Origin of the sequence: Enterocloster clostridioformis, assembly GCF_020297485.1 — a bacterium.
Classification (GTDB): domain Bacteria; phylum Bacillota; class Clostridia; order Lachnospirales; family Lachnospiraceae; genus Enterocloster; species Enterocloster clostridioformis.
In genome coordinates this window covers 2,837,056-2,854,919 of sequence record NZ_JAIWZC010000001.1, presented here as the reverse complement: position 1 = coordinate 2,854,919, position 17,864 = coordinate 2,837,056, and the positions used below count along the sequence as shown (strand labels likewise).

The following is a 17,864-nucleotide window of genomic DNA, read 5'->3' as shown; positions in this document are numbered from 1 at the left end:
GAGTTGAGATACCGATATGGCAACTGGAAATGAGAAATTAGAGGCTGGCCTTTTGGAGTGGAAAAAGCAGAAATCAAAGGAAGGCCTGAATTACGCCCTGTTAAGCGCGGCAGGCATCATTACGCTGCTGGCCGTGTGGCAGCTGGTAGTAAGTGTGGGTCTTGTCAATGAAAGGATGCTTCCCGCGCCCACTCAGATTTTTGAGACCCTGATGTATAAGTTTGCGAATAAGGCCCCGGACGGCAACGTCCTTTGGGTGAATATACTGGCCAGTCTCCAGGTTGCCTTATCCGGTTTCCTGGCGGCCATCATCATCGGCGTTCCCCTGGGACTGGTCATGGGCTGGTGGACCTATGCGGACCGTTTTATCCGCCCCATCTTTGAACTGGTGAGGCCGGTTCCCCCCATTGCCTGGATACCCCTGGTAGTGGTGTGGATGGGAATTGGCCTGAAGGCAAAGGCGCTCATCATCTTTTTTACCGCCTTTGTGCCCTGTGTCATCAATTCCTACACAGGCATAAAGCTGACCAGCAAGACGCTGATCAATGTGTCCAGGACCTTTGGGGCCTCCAATGCGGAGATATTCTGGAAAGTGGGGGTACCTTCCTCCCTTCCCATGGTATTTGCCGGAATCCGCGTGGCATTGGGAAATTCCTGGTCCACCCTGGTGGCGGCGGAGATGCTGGCAGCCAGCGCCGGACTGGGATACATGATTCAGATTGGCCGTACCGTGGCCCGTCCGGATATTGTAATCGTGGGTATGGTGGTGATTGGCGCCATCGGAGCCATTCTTTCAGGATTTTTGTCCAGGGCAGAAAAATATTTCCTGCGCTGGAAGGTAAACAGGTAGGAGGGAGTAAGGAATATGGATGTAGCAAGCAAACAGCAGAAAACATTGAGAAACGTCCTGTACTACGGCCTGCCTGTATTGGCAATCCTGATGATTGCCGTGGGCTGGGTCTTGTTCTCGGACAGCCGCCCGGAGCTGATGCCTGCTCCGGCTGACGTATGGGCGCGTTTTGTGAAAACATTTACCAAACCCATTGCAAAGACCTCCCTGGCAGGACACGCATGGGCCAGCTTAAGGCGTGTACTCATGGCACTGCTTATCGCGTGGGCCTTTGGTATTTCCTTTGGCATTCTCATTGGATGGAATAAGAAATGCAAGGCATTTTTTGGCAGCATATTTGAGGTCATCCGCCCCATTCCGCCCATTGCCTGGATTCCCATTGTAATCATGTGGTTCGGCATCGGTGAATTTCCAAAGGTACTGCTGGTGTTTATCGGAACCTTTGTGCCGTTAGTCATCAACACCTCCACGGGAATTGAGATGGTGGATAAAATTAATTTGGATGTAGGCCATGTATTTGGCGGAAATAACAGGCAGATACTGACGGATATCGTTATCCCCACTGCCCTGCCCTCCATCTTTGCGGGAATCCGCACCTCGGTCAGCTCAGGCTGGACAACGGTACTGGCGGCCGAGATGCTAGGCGCCCGGAAAGGACTGGGAGCACTGGTGACCAGAGGCTGGCAGGGAAGCGATATGGCCCTGGTACTTGTCTCTGTCATAACCATTGCAATTATTGGCGCCCTTTTGTCACTGGGGCTTCAAAAACTTGAGAAGGTGGTGTGCCCGTGGAACAACTAAACAAACGAATGGAAATAAATGGGATATCCAAGACGTTTTTCAGCGACAAGGGATATTTTACAGCCATAAAAGATGTGAGCTTTGATGTGAACGACGGCGAATTTCTGGTAATCCTGGGGCCGGGGCGCTGCGGCAAGACCGTTCTGCTCAATATCATCGCGGGGCTGGAGCAGCAGACCGGGGGAACGGTTGTGTACAACGGCAGAGAGTGGAAGGGCGTAAACCCGGAAATCAGCATGGTGTTCCAGAAGCTGGCCCTGATGCCCTTTAAGACGGTTATGGAAAATGTGGAGCTGGGCCTTAAATTCCGCGGAATGTCCAAGGGACAGCGCAGGGAGCTTGCACAGCATTACATAGAGCTGGTGGGCCTTAAGGGATTTGAGAAATCCTATCCCACCCAGCTGTCAGGCGGCATGAAGCAGAGGGTGGGAATCGCCAGGGCGTATGCGGCGGACCCCAAGCTGTTAATCATGGACGAGCCCTTTGGACAGTTGGATGCCCAGACCCGGTACCAGATGCAGGAGGAAATCTTAAGAATCTGGGAAAAGGAAAAGCGTACCGTCATATTCGTCACCAACAATATAGAGGAAGCCTGCTATCTGGGAGACAGAATTATCCTTCTCAGCGACTGCCCGGCCACTGTAAAGGAGGTATATCCCATCAGTATACCGAGGCCAAGGGATATGGTAAGCGAGGAATTCCTGAAGCTGCGTACGGTTATTTCCGACAACACTGATTTAGCAATTTAATGGTAACAGTTCAGACGGCGGGTAAACCGGGAAAGAGGATGGGCCGTCTGAACGGTTGGATAGGAGGACAAGAATGCCTGAGAGAGAGGATACCCGGCCCATAAAAGTCGAGGTCAGGAATCTTACAAAGCGATTCGGCGACCTGCTGGTGCTGGATAATATGTCATTTAACATCCGCAAAGGCGAGTTCGTGTGTGTAGTGGGGCCTACAGGCTGCGGAAAGACCACGTTTTTAAACTGCCTTACCAGGATTCATATGCCCAGTGAGGGCGACCTGTATATAGACGGAGTCCCTGCGGACCCACGCAAGCATAACATTTCCTTTGTGTTTCAGGAGCCAAGCGCCCTTCCGTGGCTGACCGTGGAGGATAACCTGGCCTATGGACTTAAGATTAAGAGAATCCCCAAGGCTGAAATCGACCGCAGGGTGGCTCAGATACTGGACCTGATGGGACTTTGGGAGTTCAGGAAGGCGTATCCGGGTGAGCTGTCCGTATCAGCGGAGCAGAGAATCATCATCGGACGTTCCTTTGCCATGCAGCCGGACCTGCTGCTGATGGATGAGCCCTATGGACAGATGGATGTGAAGATGCGATTTTATCTGGAGGATGAGGTCATACGCCTGTGGAAGGAGCTGGGGAGCACGGTGGTATTCATCACCCACAATATAGAGGAAGCCGTGTATCTGGCGGAGCGCGTGCTGATTCTCAGCAACAAACCGGCTAAAATAAAGGAGGAGGTACGGATTGACCTGCCAAGACCCAGGAATATCACATCCTCACGGTTTATTGAGTACCGAAACTATATAACAGACAAGATTAAATGGTGGTAGAGATATGGAATCAGGACGGTTAAATGGAAAGACAGCCATCGTGACAGGCGGAGCCAGAGGAATCGGGTTTGGAATTGCTTCCAGATATGCGGATGAAGGAGCCAGGGTGGTCATAGCAGACGTGCTGGAGGAAGAGGGCAGAAAGGCTGCCATGGACATCGGCCCCACGGCAGAGTTTTATCAGATTAATCTGCGGGACAGAGGGCAGATATTCGCCATGGCGGATTATGTACATGAAACATACGGGCATATTGATATACTGGTAAACTGTGCGGGCGTGGCCCGTCCCTGTCCCACCCTTAAGCTGGCGGAGGAAGTGCTGGACGAGGTAATCGACATCAACATGAAGGCTCCGCTGTTCTGCTGCCAGGCAGTGGGAGCTTATATGAGACGGGACGGGGGAGGGAGCATTGTCAATATCTCCTCCGGAAACACCAGGATGATTAATGTGGGCCGGGTGCCCTACGGCATCACAAAGGGAGCTGTGAATCTGCTGACAGAGCAGCTGGGAGCAGAGTGGGCCCTGTATAACATCAAGGTAAATGCCATTGCTCCGGGCTGGATTCGGACGGAGATGGTGGAAAAGCCCCTTAAATCAGGAATACTGGATGAGGAGGCCATATTGTCCGTGTCGCCCGTCGGACGTTTCGGAAAGACAGAGGAAATTGCCAGTCTGGCCAGTTTCCTTGCCTGTAAAGAATCGGACTACATTGTGGGCCAGGTGATATTTGCCGACGGAGGCTGGTCCCTGGGCATCATGCCCCATGCACTTGACTATATCAGAGAGAATGAGGAGGATTGAAAACATGCAGGTATTATGTCTGCCGGAGCCAGGAAACCTGGTGATAAAGGATTTGCCCATGCCGGAGCTGAAAGAAGGACAGGCAATCATAAAAATGGAAATGTGCGGTATCTGCGGTTCGGACGTGACTGCTTACAGGGGGGTGAACCCCACCATGCGCTATCCCATTAACGGGCTGGGCCATGAGGGCGTGGGAGTCATTCAGGAAATCGGGGAGAATGACAAAGGGTTAAAGCCGGGCGACCGGGTGGCCCTGGAACCCTATGTGCCCTGTAATAAGTGCCATATGTGCGCGGCGGGGCGCTTCAATAACTGCGCGGACCTGCATGTGTGCGGCGTACATAAGGACGGCATGATGTCCGAGTATTTCCTTCATCCGGTGCAGCTTTTATATAAGCTTCCCGATGAATTGACCTTTACCCATGCAGCCCTGGTGGAACCCTTAACCATCGGCCTTCACGGGGCCGCCAGGGCCAGGGTATCAAAGGGGGAGCACTGCGCCGTGTTCGGAGCCGGCATCATCGGCCTTATGGCTGCATTTGCCTGCATCAATTACGGCGCGACCCCCATACTGGTGGATGTGCTGCAAAAGCGTCTGGATTACGCAAAGGAGCTGGGGGTACCATGCACCTTTAATTCCGGGGATGGAAATGTGGAGGAGTATCTGCGGGAGGTGACAGGCGGCAAGCTGCCTGAGGCCATGATTGATTGTACAGGAGCTCCGGTCATTCTGGAGAACATGCATAATTACGTGTGCCATGGAGGAAGGACTGCCCTGGTGGGATGGCCTCATGACCCGGTGCGGATTAACACGGTACGCCTGATGCAGAAGGAAATTGACGTGTGCCCGTCCAGGAATTCCAACGGAAAGTTTCCGGAGGCAATCAGTCTGGTAAACGAGGGCAGGGTACCCACGGACGCAATTATAACAAAAATGATTGAACTGGACCAGGTGGAGGATACCATAAAGGACATGATTCAGTCCCCGTCCGATTATCTGAAAGTCATCGTGAACATCTGAGAAGGAGAATAGCATGCTGACAACCACTTATGAAATGCTTCAGAATGCCTATAAAGGACATTATGCGGTTCCCGCTATCAATACCCAGGGAGGAACCTATGACATCATACGGGCCGTGTGCATGGCCGCGGAGGAGCTTCGCTCCCCGGTCATATTGGCCCACTATGTGAATACAGGGGCTTATTCAGGCCATGACTGGTTTTATGAGACGGCAAAATGGATGGCCGCCAAGGTATCTGTGCCGGTTGCAATCCATCTGGACCATGGAGACAGCTTTGAGCGCTGTATGGAGATGCTGAAGCTGGGATTTACCTCTATTATGTTTGACGGTTCCGCCCTGCCAGTGGAGGAAAATGCAGCTGCCACAGAGGCGGTGGCCAGGGTGTGCAGGTCCTTTGGCGTGCCCCTGGAGGCGGAAATCGGAGAGCTGTGCCGTCTGGATGACAAGGGAAATAAGATGGGTGCATCCAACATCGCGGACCCGGATGTGGTGAGACAGTATCTTAAGCTCTGCCATCCCGATTCACTGGCCATCGGCATCGGTAATGCCCACGGGTTTTACAACGGGCCTGTGGATATCCGGGCGGAGGTGCTGGAGGAGTGCAGGAAATTTACGGATATCCCCTTTGTTCTTCACGGATGCACGGGTATGGATGAGGAACTGGTGAAGCGTTCCATTGACAGCGGAGTGGCCAAGATTAATTTTGGTACCCAGGTGCGCTGCCAGTATGTGAACTATCTGAAAGAGGGGCTGGCTGAGGGTAAGGACCAGGGCCACGCCTGGAAATTATCACAGTATGCGGAACTGCGGCTGCGCGAAGACATTAAAGATATTATCCGGCTGGCAGGATCCCAGGAAAGGGCGTGACCCTGTCCAGTGATAAAACGCCGGAAAAGGAAGGTAAAATATGACATTGATTCCTTTAAGACCTCTCATGGAGGCTTCTGTTAAACATGGATTTGCCCAGGGCGCTTTCAACGTCAACGCGGTGGCCCAGGCAAAGGCCGCCATCGGGGTCCATGAGATGTTCCGCTCCGCTGCCATATTGCAGGGAGCTGACCTGGCAAACGGCTTCATGGGGGGAAGATGCGACTTTATGAACGCAACCCTGGAGGATAAGAAAAAGGGCGCCAAAAATATTGCCAGGGCCGTAAAGAAATATGGGGAGGACAGCCCTATCCCCATTGTCCTTCATCTGGACCACGGGCGGGATTTTGATTCCTGCGCGGCTGCCATTGCAGGGGGATACACCTCTGTGATGATTGACGGGTCGTCCCTTGCCTTTGATGAAAATGTGGAGCTGACCCGGGAAGTGGTGAAATACGCACATGCAAGAGGCGTCAGCGTGGAAGGGGAGCTGGGAGTGCTGGCCGGAGTGGAGGACCATGTGTTTTCAGAGGGTTCCACTTATACCAATCCCCTGAAGGCGGTTGAATTTTTCCGCAAGACCGGTGTGGACGCACTGGCCATATCCTATGGAATCATGCACGGGGCCTCCAAGGGAAAGGATGTAAAGCTGCGCAAGGAGATTGCGGTGGCCATAAGGGAGTTCCTGAACCACGAGGGGATTTTCGGGGCCCTGGTATCCCATGGATCGTCCACGGTTCCGGAATATATTGTGAATGAAATTAACGGGCTGGGAGGTACGCTGACCGGCGCCATACCGGATGAGGATACGCCAGCCATAACAGACTGTATTGAGCGGGGCGTGAAGGAAGTGGTGGGCACCCTCATCGTACAGTTTGGCTCCTACGGCAAAGCGCCTCTGGTGGAACAGGTTTCCCTGGAGGAGATGGCTGAGCGCTATAAGAAAATGCAGATATAATAAATGAGAAAGGTGGTAAAGGCAATGTCGGCAAATGTTCTGGTGGTCCATGGAGGCGGCCCCACGGCTGTTATCAATGCTTCCCTGTACGGCGTGGTGGAGGAAGCCAAGAAATCCGGCAGCATAGGGAAGGTGTACGGGGCAATTGGCGGAAGCGGAGGAATCCTGAAGGAGAATTTTCTGGATTTGATGCAGGTTCCGGAGGAGAAGCTGAGCCTTTTGCTTCAGACGCCGGCCACCGCAATCGGCTCCTCCCGGTATGCCCTGGAACAGGAGGACTATGATGCCATGGCGGGAATCTTCAGGAAGCATGGGATCCGGTATGTGCTCCTGAACGGCGGAAACGGGACCATGGACACCTGCGGCCGTATCTTTGAGGCATGCAGGGGAGAGGACATCTATGTGGTGGGAATTCCCAAGACCATTGACAACGACATTGCCATAACAGACCATACACCGGGATATGGAAGCGCGGCCAGGTTTATCGCCGCTTCCACGGCAGAGGTGGGCGCGGATGTCAGGGCCCTGCCCATCCATGTGTGCGTCATGGAAGCCATGGGCCGCAACGCCGGATGGATAACGGCTGCATCCGCCCTGGCCAGGAAGAAGCCGGGGGATGCGCCCCATCTGATTTATCTGCCGGAGCGTCCCTTCCATGAGGAGGAATTCCTGGAGGATGTGAAACGCCTTTACGAAGAAAAGGGAGGCGTGGTGGTGGTTGCCAGCGAGGGGCTTAAGAATGAAAAAGGGGAACCCATTGTGCCACCTGTTTTTAAGGCGGGGAGAGCCGCCTATTATGGGGATGTCAGCGCTTATCTGGCGAATTTGGTCATACAGAAGCTGGGAATTAAGGCCAGGAGCGAGAAGCCCGGCCTTTGCGGAAGGGCGTCCATAGCCTGGCAGTCTCCTGTGGACCGGGAAGAGGCAGTTCTGGCCGGCAGGGAAGCGCTGCGTACAGCCATGGCCGGCGGGAGCGGCGTCATGATTGGACTTATACGGGATGAAAATGAGGATGGCGGGTATCATGTCCATACCTCAGCCATACCCATCAAAGAGGTGATGCTCCATGAGCGGGTTTTGCCGGATGAATACATAAATGACAGGGGCAATGATGTAACCGGCGCGTTTCTGGAATGGTGCAGGCCGCTGATTGGACCCGAACTGAGGGATTTTGTGGATTTTAAAGAAGAGTATGAAAAGATGGGAGTGGGAAAATGAAACACATATTTCTGAACCTGAAACGGTTCGATATACCCAGGGAGTACGGAGGGGTCAACGGTGTGGCGCCCATGGAGGAATGGGGGAGCTACATTGTGCAGAATACCCAGGAAAAGCTGAAGGCGTACGGCGCAGAAGATGTGGAGTTCGTCATGTATTTCCCGGAAGCCCATTTGATTCCGGCGGTAAAAGCCCTGTGTGAGGACAGCCCGGTTAAGATTGGCTGCCAGGGAGTGTACAGGGACGATACGGCTGAAAACGGCAATTTCGGCGCATTTACCACCAACCGCACTGCCAACGCAGCTAAAGCAATGGGATGCAGTTCCGTTATCATCGGCCACTGCGAGGAGCGAAAGGATAAGGCCGGAATTCTAAAGGAGGCCGGAGTCACGGATGAAGGCGCAGTGGGAAGGCTGCTGAATCAGGAAATCAAGGCGGCAATCCAGGCCGGCCTTACCGTGATCTACTGTATCGGGGAAACGGCCGGGGAGCAGGAACAATGGCAGGAAGTGCTGAAATCGCAGCTGGAGACAGGGCTTAAGGATGTGGATAAGGAGAAGGTGGTCATTGCCTATGAACCCATATGGGCCATCGGACCAGGCAAGACACCGCCGGATGAAGCATATATCACGAAGATTGGTTCCTATATTAAGGAAATGACCGGAGGAATGGATGTGGTCTATGGAGGCGGCCTTAAAACGGACAACGCCAGGATGCTGGCTTCGGTTCCGGTCATGGACGGCGGCCTGATTGCCCTCACCAGGTTCCAGGGAGAAATTGGATTCTATCCGGAGGAATATCTGGAGATCGTGCGCACCTATCTGGAACAGGACTGAAGCGTTTGGAACACAATTGAAAATCACAGGAAAATCACAGGAGGATTATCATATGAAGTTATCATTTGAATATGGCGCGGGGCTTATGGCGGCAGAGCTTCCGGACAACACCGATGTGTTCATACCCGGCGAGACTGTGGCAGACCCGCCCTGTATCCCGGAGGACCGGCTGGTGGAAAAGACCCTGGAATCCATACGCAATCCCATGGGAATGGAGCCGCTGTCCAGGCTGGCCCATAAGGGATCCAAGGTGACCATTATTTTCCCGGATAGGGTAAAAGGAGGGGAACAGCCCACTTCCCACAGGAAAATATCTATTAAATTGATACTGAAGGAGCTGTACGACGCGGGAGTGGAGAAGAAGGACATCCTTTTAATCTGTTCCAACGGACTTCACCGTAAGAACACGGAGGCGGAAATCTACAACATTCTTGGGGATGAGCTGTTCCACGAGTTCTGGCACTCACACCAGATTATCAACCATGACAGCGAGGATTATGAGCATCTGGTGGACCTGGGCACCACGGACCGCGGCGACCCGGTGCTCATGAACAAATATGTGTATGACAGCGACGTGGCAATCCTCATCGGGCACACCCAGGGCAATCCCTACGGCGGCTACTCCGGGGGATATAAGCACTGCGCCACAGGCATCACCCATTGGCGTTCCATTGCCTCCCACCATGTGCCTGAGGTCATGCACCGGAAGGATTTTACTCCGGTCAGCGGAAAGTCGCTTATGAGGACGAAATTTGATGAGATTGGCCAGTATATGGAAAAGTGCATGGGAAAGAAGTTTTTCTGCTGCGACGCCGTGCTGGACACCAAGTCCCGCCAGATAGAGATTAACAGCGGATATGCCAAAGTCATGCAGCCCCATTCCTGGATTACGGCGGATAAGAGGACCTATGTGCCGTGGGCCGAAAAGAAGTATGATGTGATGATATTCGGTATGCCCCAGTTCTTCCACTACGGCGAGGGCATGGGCACCAATCCCATTATGCTGATGCAGGCCATCTCGGCCCAGGTCATCCGGCATAAGCGCATTATGAGCGATAACTGTGTGATTATCTGTTCCTCCCTGTGCAGCGGTTATTTCCACGATGAGCTGTGGCCTTACACCAGGGAAATGTATGATATGTTCCAGCATGATTTTATGAACACCCTGCCGGACATGAACCGGTACGGCGAATACTTTGCAACCAATGAGGAATATATCAGAAAATACCGTTACTGCAATGCGTTCCACCCATTTCACGGCTTCTCCATGATTAGCTGCGGCCATATAGCGGAAATGAATACCTCCGCCATCTATCTGTGCGGCGCCCAGGAACCGGGCTATGCCAGAGGGATGGGCCTTAAAACCAGGGCCACCATTGAGGAAGCACTGGCTGACGCAAAGAAAAAGTTTGTTGGACAAAATCCCAATATCCTGGCCCTTCCCCAGACCTTTAAGCTGGGCGCGGTCCATCTGATGATGAAGGATGAGGCGTATGAAGGCAAGGGGCAGGAGGACTGCGGGTGCGCGTGCCATATGCATGGGCAGATGGTATAAACGTTACAGGAAAACCGAATAAAGAGGCATTGTTATAGAATTAAGCTATAAACACGGCTTCCATCTTAGTTATTTTAAATTGTACAGTCCGTTCAATTTCGATTAGAATAGAAGCGCGATATTTGAATACTTTAGTATCCATCACATGCAGAGGAGAAGGACTATGTCAACTAATATGGAGGAAAAGCCTGTCCCTGACAGCGGACAGATAAACCCGCTGGGACATCTGACGAGACAGCAGCTAAAAGAACTGGAGCAAAAGGAAAAAACACGCGGGCAGAAAATCCTGGATTTTGTTATTATGGTGCTTCCGGTTATCTGCGGTTTCATCGCTATTATCGAGTACTGGGAGGTTCCCAACGGAAGTCCCAACAGCCATCCCTACACCTATGTATGGGTAGTGGCAGCCTTTATGACCGCATACGCTCTCTATGCCCTTGAAGCCGGGATTAAAAACCGGAGGGGGGATAAACGGACAGTGGAGGACCTGCGCTACCGCGCGCCTTTGGTCTCTGCTTTTTTTCTCCTGCTTACCGTTTATGATTACCTGACCCTGAAAACAGGCATCCTGTCCCAGCCCTTTGTTCCGTGTATGAACAGCATATTGAACATTGCATGGGAGGACCGGGCTTATCTGCTTGAATGTACGCTTCACACTCTGCGCCTGCTGTTTTTGGGATATTTTATCGGTATTGTCCTGGGACTGGTTACGGGAATTACCTGCGGTTACTCCGAAAAGGCCCGGTACTGGATAAATCCCATTATCAAATTTCTGGGGCCCATCCCCACCGCAACATGGATTCCCATTATCATGGTTGTGGCAGCCTCCCTGTTCAGGGGTGCCGTGTTTATCATCGCTCTTGGCTCATGGTTTGCAGTTACCGTGGCATCCATGTCCGGCATCCAAAATGTGGACAAGGATTTCTTCGAGGCCGCAAGGACCCTGGGGGCAAGTGAGCGGCAGCTTGTATTCCGGGTGGCGATCCCTCATGCAATGCCCTCTATTTTACAGGGCTGCACCCAAGCCATGAGTTCCTCCTGTGTTGCAATCATGATTGCGGAGATGATGGGGGTAAAAGCAGGACTTGGCTGGTACATGAATTGGGCTAAATCCTGGGCGGCCTATGACAAAATGTTTGCTGCGCTGTTTGTCATCTGCTTTATTTTCACTATTGTGACAAAGGTGCTGGATTTGATTAAACGCCGCGTCCTCAGATGGCAGAACGGAGTAGTGAAATAATGGCAGAAAATACAATTATCCTTCGGTTAGACAATGTATCAAAAAGTTTCGCAAAGGTGGAGCACGATGAGGTTACCCATGCGTTAAACGAAGTGAATCTTTCCATGAAAAGCGGTGAATTTATCAGTCTCGTGGGGCCGTCTGGATGCGGGAAATCCACCATACTCCGCCTTGTGGCCGGACTGATTCCCCCGACCACCGGCCATCTGACCGTAAATGGGACACAGATTACAGGGCCGTCGCCGGAGCGGGGAATGATGTTTCAGAAACCAACCCTTTTTCCATGGCTGACAGTGGAAAAAAATATTTCCTTCAGCTTAAAGCTGCAGGGAAAATTGAAGGGGAATGAGAAGAAGGTAGAGAGGATGCTTAAAATCATAGGCCTTGAATCCTTCCGGAACGACTACCCGGGCCAGCTTTCCGGCGGTATGGCACAGCGCGTTTCGCTGGTGCGCTCTCTGATTAACGAGCCGGATATACTGCTGTTAGACGAGCCTCTGGGAGCGCTTGACGCATTTACACGCATGAATATGCAGGATGAAATCCTAAAGGTGTGGCAGGAGAAAAAGCAGCTTGCGATCATGGTTACTCATGATGTGGATGAAGCCATTTACATGGGAACCAGGGTGATTGTCATGGACGCGCACCCGGGGAGGGTTGTCTCTGATATTAGGATAGACCAGGCATACCCCAGAGAGCGCTCATCACAGACCTTTGTGGCCTGCCGGAATGAAATCCTCAATCGCCTGCACTTTGGCGGAAGAAACAGCGGTCAGCGGTAAAACGGACAGACCCCTGTAAAGTGAAAAGCGCAGACTCTATGGTCTGTGTATATAAATAACCATTAAAAGCAAAAAGGAGAACAGTATGATGAAAAAAACAAATGCGAAACGCGTTCTGGCAGCAGCGCTTGCGGGAATGATGGCCTTATCCCTGAGCGCCTGCGGGGAACAGGGGGGAGGCTCACCCACGGAGAGCGCGTCCACAGCGGCTGTATCGGCGGAGACGAAAGCGGAGGCAGAGTCAGCGGCAGAGTCACAGGATTCCGGGAAAAACGGCGAGGAGGCAACCGGAGACGCCGGCCGCCCGGAGGCTGTGTCCCAGGAGGATTGGGAGGCTATGCAGAAGGAGCCTGCCTTTGGAACAACATTAAATTATCTGTTTAACGGGGGAGCCTGCGTGTCTGCGGTATACCTTGCCGAGGCGCTGGGCTATTATGAGGATTACGGTATTAACGCGGAATACATTGAAGGCGAGTCTGTTGTTATCACGGTTGGTACAGGGAAGTGCCTGTGGGGAACAGACCATATCGCAACCATGCTTGTGCCGGTGACAAACGGCGTGGATATGACCTTCGTAGCCGGAGCCCACATGGGCTGCAAATCCATCTACGTATTCAACGACAGCGAAATCAAGACAGCTGAGGATTTAAAGGGAAAGACCATTGCCATCCATGACGGCATCGGAAACTCCGACCAGAACATTATCTACCGTATGCTGGACGGGGAGGGGATAGACCCTACCTCTGAGGTGGAGTATCTTGATATCGCAGACAGCGCGGCCAGCGTTGCTGCCATGGAGAGCGGCGAGATTGACGCTTCCATTTTCTCGGATTATTTTGTAATCGCCAACTACAGAGATAAGATGCGCAAGGTATGCTCCATTACCCCCAGCGATGAGTTCGAGGGAGAGGTGTGCTGTGTAACCGCCATGAACAATGATTTTCTTGCCAAGAACCCGGTTCATGCAAAATACATAGTTATGGCGATTAAACGTGCAGGGCAATTTGCCCGTCTCCACTCTGAGGATGCCGTGCAGTTAATGTTTGACACCAATAAGATGACAGGCGAGTTTGAAAATCAGCTTGAGTTCTGGGATTCCCTGGATTTCGGCCTGTCTGACGCAATCACAGAGGAAGCGCTTGGCAATATTGCAGCCGATTACATCCGCCTTGGAGTTATCCAGAAGAAGGAAATGACAGCCGACGATGTCATGAAGCTTGCATGGACAAACGCGTGCCCGGATGCGGAGGTCCCGGGACTGACCGTGGGAGACCCGAAAGACGTGGATGGACGTACCGTAGAGGTTCAGCAGAAGGGTGAATAAATAAGAGACAGATAAGAAAGGTGCATAGTTACACTAAAAAGTTCCCAGGGAGGTGTTGGCTCCCTGGGAACTTTTCCCCTTTGTGGGGATGGTTCAGGCTGACTGTTTAATATATGGGCAAACGTTTGGCAAGAAAAGCGTTGACCTTTTGCGGACTTTTGCGTATAATTTTCCTAACGGTTGACAGAAGTCAACATTCAGAATGAACCAAGTAAATTCGATGAAGTAAGATTAAATCATCTAAGAAGTAAGGGATACCAGGAAGGTAGGATGTATTCTCAAGGAATACGCTTATTCTGGTATTTTTTTATGCTTTTTGCGACGGGAAATGGATTGGATTTATGGAATCAGGGCTTGAATCAGGGATTATAGATATAAGCGTATGAAGTCCGGGCACATGGGAAGGGCATAAAAAGGAAATGGAGAGGGAAATGAGACGAGGAATGAGAAATGGAATGAAATATGCCGTGGCAGCTATGCTGGCCGTGTCCATGGTTGTGACGGGCTGCGCGGGCAGCAGCGTTAAGGACAGCGGGACATCTGCGGCCGCGGACAGTACTGGAAACAGTGCGGGAGACAGTACCGGAAACAGCGGGGAAAATAGCGCCCGGGAGAAGGCAGGCAATGGGACAAGGGACGATGTGGTGGTTGTTATGGGGCCAACCTCAGAGCCGGAGGCCGGATTTGATCCTGCCTACGGATGGGGGGCAGGCGAACATGTCCATGAGCCGCTGATTCAGAGTACGCTGACCGTGACCACAGCCGGCCTGAAAATAGGATATGACCTGGCAACCGATATGGAGGTGAGCCAGGACGGCCTTACCTGGACCGTGAATATACGGGATGATGTTAAGTTTACAGACGGAGAGAAGCTGACTGCCAGGGATGTGGCATTTACATACAACACACTCCGGGACACCAGCTCTGTCAATGATTTTACCATGTTAGAGAGTGCAGAGGCGCCGGATGATTCCACCGTGGTATTTCACATGAACCGGCCCTATTCCATCTGGCCCTATACCATGGCAATCGTGGGAATCGTACCGGAACATGCCTACGGGGCGGATTACGGGTCACATCCCATTGGTTCCGGCAGATATATCATGAAACAGTGGGATAAGGGACAGCAGGTCATATTTGAGGCGAACCCGGATTATTACGGGACAGAGCCGAAAATGAAGAAGGTGACCATACTTTTCATGGAAGAGGACGCGGCTTACGCGGCTGTTATGTCCGGTCAGGTGGACCTGGCCTATACGGCCGCGTCCTATTCGGACCAGACGCTTCCCGGATATGAGCTCCTTTCCTTTGAGACAGTGGATAACCGGGGCTTCAACCTTCCGGCTGTAAAGGCCGGCACCGTATCTGACGGCAAAACCGTTGTTGGAAATAATTTTACGTCGGATGTACAGGTGAGAAGAGCTGTGAATATTGCGATTGACAGGGATGAAATGATTGAACATGTGCTGAACGGTTACGGAAGTCCGGCATACAGCGTGTGTGATAAGATGCCCTGGTACAATGAGTCTGCAAAGACAGAGTATGACCCGGAAAAGGCAGCAGAGCTTCTGGAGGAAGCCGGATGGAAGGCAGGTTCAGACGGAATAAGGGAAAAGGATGGCGTCAGGGCCGGATTTACACTGATGTACCCGGCCAGCGATTCTGTACGCCAGGCCCTGGCGGCGGATACTGCCAACCAGCTTAAGGAAGTGGGAATTGATGTAAAGATAGAGGGCGTTGGCTGGGATGACGCCTATGACCGCGCCCAGACAGAGCCGCTTATGTGGGGCTGGGGCGCCCATACGCCTATGGAGCTCTACAATATTTACCATACTATGAAGGATACCGGCCTGGCGGAGTATTCTCCCTATGCCAATGACAGCGTGGACCGGTACATGGACGAGGCCCTGGCCAGCGGGAATTTGGAGGATTCTTACGAGCTGTGGAAGAAGGCCCAGTGGGACGGGACCGAGGGAGTGACCCAGGACGGGGATATACCGTGGATTTGGCTGGTTAATATAGACCATCTGTACTGGTCCGGGGACGGACTTAAGGTGGCGGAGCAGAAAATCCATCCCCATGGCCACGGATGGTCCATTGTGAATAATGTGGACCAGTGGAGCTGGGAATAAAAGAAGACATAGTTGTATGTATGCAGGAAGGATAAAATCATGAGTTGGAAACAGGCGGGTGTTAGTTTCATACGGATGGCGGTCCTGCTGGTGCTGGTGAGTATGGCGGCGTTTTTCCTGGTGTCGGTCTCTCCGCTGGACCCCCTTACCACCAATGTGGGGCAGGCGGCCCTTGGCAGCATGAGCAGCGAGCAGATTGCCAGGCTCCAGGAATACTGGGGAGTCAACACGCCGCCTGTAACCCGTTATCTGGCCTGGGCCGGTGATTTCCTTAAGGGGGATATGGGTATCTCCCTTTTGTACCGCAGGCCTGTGGCCCAGGTAATCGGGGAGAAGCTGGCCAATTCCCTTTGGATTATGGCGGCGGCATGGATTTTGTCCGGATTCATTGGGTTCCTTATGGGAATCATAGCCGGGGCAAAAAAGGGAAAGGCAGCGGACCGTATTATTTCTTCCTATGCCCTGGCAACTGCCAGTACGCCGGCCTTTTGGGTGGCCCTGGTACTGTTGGTGGTATTCGCGGTCTGGCTTAAGCTGCTCCCCATAGGACTTTCCGTTCCAATCGGGGTGGAGGCGTGGGCTGTGACCATGAAGGACCGCCTGATTCATGGCATACTGCCTGGGGCTGCATTGTCCATTACAGGCATCTCCAACATTGCCCTCCACACAAGGGAGAAGATGGCAGAGGTCATGGAAAGTGATTATGTACTGTTTGCCAGGGCCAGGGGGGAGTCGGAATGGTCCATTATCCGCAGGCATGGAATCCGCAACATCCTTCTTCCTGCCATGACGCTCCAGTTTGCCTCTGTCAGCGAGATATTCGGAGGCTCCGTGCTGGTGGAGCAGGTATTTTCCTATCCGGGCCTGGGACAGGCTGCTGTGACGGCCGGACTGGGCGGGGATGTGCCGCTTTTGATGGGAATTACAATCATCAGCGCGGCCATTGTATTTTTAGGGAACTTTACCGCCAACCTCTTGTATGGAACGGTGGATCCCAGAATCAGGAGGAGCAGGGGATGAACGCACAAAGACACAGATGGAACCGCCGCAAGGCCATGGCGGTGCTGCTGGCGGTATCGGTCATCCTGCTGGCGGCCATTGCCATTGCCGGCCAGGTGTTAAAGGAGCGGGCACTGGCCACGGATTTCACCAGAAAGAATCTGCCGCCCAGCCTGGCCTATCCCTTTGGAACGGACTGGATGGGACGGGATATGTTCATCCGCAGCCTTACAGGCTTATCCATCAGCATACGCATCGGGTTTTTGACAGCATGCTTCAGCGCGGTGGCGGCCTTCATCATGGGAACCATGGCCGCCTGTCTGGGCAGGGTCACGGACGCTGTCATAGGGGGAATCATTGATCTGGTCATGGGAATACCCCATATCCTGCTGCTGATTCTCATTTCCTTTGCAGTGGGAAAGGGATTCTGGGGTGTACTGATTGGCATTTCACTGACCCACTGGACATCCCTGGCCAGGCTTCTGCGGGGGGAGGTCATGCAGCTTCGTGAGAGCCAGTATATACAGGTTGCCAAGAAGCTGGGAAAGGGAAGGCTTTATATTGCCCTCAAACATATGACGCCTCATCTTCTGCCCCAGCTGTTTGTGGGCATGGTTCTGCTGTTTCCCCATGCAATCCTTCATGAGGCCAGCATAACCTTCCTGGGCTTCGGACTGCCGCCGGAGCAGCCCGCAGTGGGCGTTATCCTGTCTGAGAGCATGAAATACCTGGTCATGGGAAAATGGTGGCTGGCCCTGTTTCCGGGGCTGTTGCTGGTATTTGTGGTGGTCCTGTTCCATTTTATCGGGGATACGCTGAGCCGTCTGCTGGACCCGGCCCAGGCCCATCTGTAGAATCTCTGCCTGCACTGTTGCAGGGGTTTGTTCTGTAGGAGGT

At 52.8% G+C, this 17,864-nt stretch carries 17 protein-coding genes; all 17 read left to right on the top strand.

The features are described 5' to 3' along the window. Window positions 1-16 precede the first annotated feature (16 nt). The 17 genes from LA360_RS14370 (at window position 17) to LA360_RS14290 (ending at window position 17,821) form a co-directional block, all read left to right on the top strand. Window positions 17-850 (top strand): ABC transporter permease, encoded by an 834-nt coding sequence (locus LA360_RS14370; RefSeq protein WP_002587496.1) that lies wholly within the window; start codon window positions 17-19, stop codon window positions 848-850. Window positions 851-865: 15 nt separating this feature from the next. Continuing rightward, the gene (locus LA360_RS14365) at window positions 866-1,651 is read left to right on the top strand and encodes an ABC transporter permease (RefSeq protein ID WP_002587497.1); all 786 of its coding nucleotides are present in this window, start codon (window positions 866-868) and stop codon (window positions 1,649-1,651) included. Further along, window positions 1,639-2,400, top strand: coding sequence for an ABC transporter ATP-binding protein (locus LA360_RS14360; RefSeq protein WP_002587498.1), 762 nt, complete (start codon window positions 1,639-1,641; stop codon window positions 2,398-2,400). Before LA360_RS14365 ends, LA360_RS14360 begins: the two co-directional genes overlap by 13 nt. Window positions 2,401-2,473: 73 nt before the next feature. Continuing rightward, complete coding sequence (locus LA360_RS14355) at window positions 2,474-3,232, top strand: ABC transporter ATP-binding protein (RefSeq protein WP_057571994.1); 759 nt, start codon at window positions 2,474-2,476, stop codon at window positions 3,230-3,232. 4 nt (window positions 3,233-3,236) lie between these two features. Next, complete coding sequence (locus LA360_RS14350; RefSeq protein WP_057571995.1) at window positions 3,237-4,034, top strand: SDR family NAD(P)-dependent oxidoreductase; 798 nt, start codon at window positions 3,237-3,239, stop codon at window positions 4,032-4,034. 4 nt (window positions 4,035-4,038) lie between these two features. Next, window positions 4,039-5,055: a zinc-dependent alcohol dehydrogenase gene (locus tag LA360_RS14345; protein WP_022203516.1), complete on the top strand. Its 1,017-nt coding sequence runs from the start codon at window positions 4,039-4,041 to the stop codon at window positions 5,053-5,055. A 13-nt stretch (window positions 5,056-5,068) separates the two neighbouring features. Beyond that, window positions 5,069-5,923: a class II fructose-bisphosphate aldolase gene (locus LA360_RS14340; RefSeq protein ID WP_022203517.1), complete on the top strand. Its 855-nt coding sequence runs from the start codon at window positions 5,069-5,071 to the stop codon at window positions 5,921-5,923. A 40-nt stretch (window positions 5,924-5,963) separates the two neighbouring features. Further along, on the top strand, window positions 5,964-6,881 hold the full coding sequence (locus LA360_RS14335) for a class II fructose-bisphosphate aldolase (protein WP_022203518.1): 918 nt from the start codon (window positions 5,964-5,966) through the stop codon (window positions 6,879-6,881). A 24-nt stretch (window positions 6,882-6,905) separates the two neighbouring features. Next, entirely contained in the window at window positions 6,906-8,099 is a 1,194-nt protein-coding gene (locus tag LA360_RS14330) for a diphosphate--fructose-6-phosphate 1-phosphotransferase (RefSeq protein WP_022203519.1), read from the top strand. Beyond that, entirely contained in the window at window positions 8,096-8,935 is an 840-nt protein-coding gene (locus LA360_RS14325) for a triose-phosphate isomerase family protein (protein ID WP_022203520.1), read from the top strand. The genes LA360_RS14330 and LA360_RS14325 overlap by 4 nt, the downstream gene beginning before the upstream one ends. 52 nt (window positions 8,936-8,987) lie before the next feature. After that, window positions 8,988-10,490 carry a lactate racemase domain-containing protein gene (locus tag LA360_RS14320; protein ID WP_022203521.1) on the top strand — a complete coding sequence of 501 codons (1,503 nt, stop codon included), beginning with the start codon at window positions 8,988-8,990 and terminating at the stop codon, window positions 10,488-10,490. A 163-nt stretch (window positions 10,491-10,653) separates the two neighbouring features. After that, the gene (locus LA360_RS14315; RefSeq protein WP_022203522.1) at window positions 10,654-11,730 is read left to right on the top strand and encodes an ABC transporter permease; all 1,077 of its coding nucleotides are present in this window, start codon (window positions 10,654-10,656) and stop codon (window positions 11,728-11,730) included. Next, window positions 11,730-12,512, top strand: coding sequence for an ABC transporter ATP-binding protein (locus LA360_RS14310; protein ID WP_112482111.1), 783 nt, complete (start codon window positions 11,730-11,732; stop codon window positions 12,510-12,512). Before LA360_RS14315 ends, LA360_RS14310 begins: the two co-directional genes overlap by 1 nt. Before the next feature lie 85 nt (window positions 12,513-12,597). Next, entirely contained in the window at window positions 12,598-13,836 is a 1,239-nt protein-coding gene (locus LA360_RS14305) for an ABC transporter substrate-binding protein (protein ID WP_003526484.1), read from the top strand. Window positions 13,837-14,267: 431 nt separating this feature from the next. Further along, complete coding sequence (locus LA360_RS14300) at window positions 14,268-15,968, top strand: ABC transporter substrate-binding protein (RefSeq protein WP_022203525.1); 1,701 nt, start codon at window positions 14,268-14,270, stop codon at window positions 15,966-15,968. Window positions 15,969-16,007: 39 nt separating this feature from the next. Beyond that, entirely contained in the window at window positions 16,008-16,988 is a 981-nt protein-coding gene (locus LA360_RS14295) for an ABC transporter permease (protein ID WP_022203526.1), read from the top strand. Then, a complete protein-coding gene (locus tag LA360_RS14290) occupies window positions 16,985-17,821 on the top strand; it encodes an ABC transporter permease (protein ID WP_112482109.1) in 837 nt (278 codons plus the stop codon). The genes LA360_RS14295 and LA360_RS14290 overlap by 4 nt, the downstream gene beginning before the upstream one ends. Window positions 17,822-17,864: the final 43 nt, after the last annotated feature.

Excerpts from the sequence above, each read along its gene's own strand:
- LA360_RS14370 (WP_002587496.1), top strand. The coding sequence starts at position 17 with ATGGCAACTGGAAATGAGAAATTAGAGGCTGGCCTTTTGGAGTGGAAA.
- LA360_RS14365 (WP_002587497.1), top strand. The coding sequence starts at position 866 with ATGGATGTAGCAAGCAAACAGCAGAAAACATTGAGAAACGTCCTGTAC.
- LA360_RS14355 (WP_057571994.1), top strand. The coding sequence starts at position 2,474 with ATGCCTGAGAGAGAGGATACCCGGCCCATAAAAGTCGAGGTCAGGAAT.
- LA360_RS14350 (WP_057571995.1), top strand. The coding sequence starts at position 3,237 with ATGGAATCAGGACGGTTAAATGGAAAGACAGCCATCGTGACAGGCGGA.
- LA360_RS14345 (WP_022203516.1), top strand. The coding sequence starts at position 4,039 with ATGCAGGTATTATGTCTGCCGGAGCCAGGAAACCTGGTGATAAAGGAT.
- LA360_RS14340 (WP_022203517.1), top strand. The coding sequence starts at position 5,069 with ATGCTGACAACCACTTATGAAATGCTTCAGAATGCCTATAAAGGACAT.
- LA360_RS14335 (WP_022203518.1), top strand. The coding sequence starts at position 5,964 with ATGACATTGATTCCTTTAAGACCTCTCATGGAGGCTTCTGTTAAACAT.
- LA360_RS14330 (WP_022203519.1), top strand. The coding sequence starts at position 6,906 with ATGTCGGCAAATGTTCTGGTGGTCCATGGAGGCGGCCCCACGGCTGTT.
- LA360_RS14325 (WP_022203520.1), top strand. The coding sequence starts at position 8,096 with ATGAAACACATATTTCTGAACCTGAAACGGTTCGATATACCCAGGGAG.
- LA360_RS14320 (WP_022203521.1), top strand. The coding sequence starts at position 8,988 with ATGAAGTTATCATTTGAATATGGCGCGGGGCTTATGGCGGCAGAGCTT.
- LA360_RS14315 (WP_022203522.1), top strand. The coding sequence starts at position 10,654 with ATGTCAACTAATATGGAGGAAAAGCCTGTCCCTGACAGCGGACAGATA.
- LA360_RS14310 (WP_112482111.1), top strand. The coding sequence starts at position 11,730 with ATGGCAGAAAATACAATTATCCTTCGGTTAGACAATGTATCAAAAAGT.
- LA360_RS14305 (WP_003526484.1), top strand. The coding sequence starts at position 12,598 with ATGATGAAAAAAACAAATGCGAAACGCGTTCTGGCAGCAGCGCTTGCG.
- LA360_RS14300 (WP_022203525.1), top strand. The coding sequence starts at position 14,268 with ATGAGACGAGGAATGAGAAATGGAATGAAATATGCCGTGGCAGCTATG.
- LA360_RS14295 (WP_022203526.1), top strand. The coding sequence starts at position 16,008 with ATGAGTTGGAAACAGGCGGGTGTTAGTTTCATACGGATGGCGGTCCTG.
- LA360_RS14290 (WP_112482109.1), top strand. The coding sequence starts at position 16,985 with ATGAACGCACAAAGACACAGATGGAACCGCCGCAAGGCCATGGCGGTG.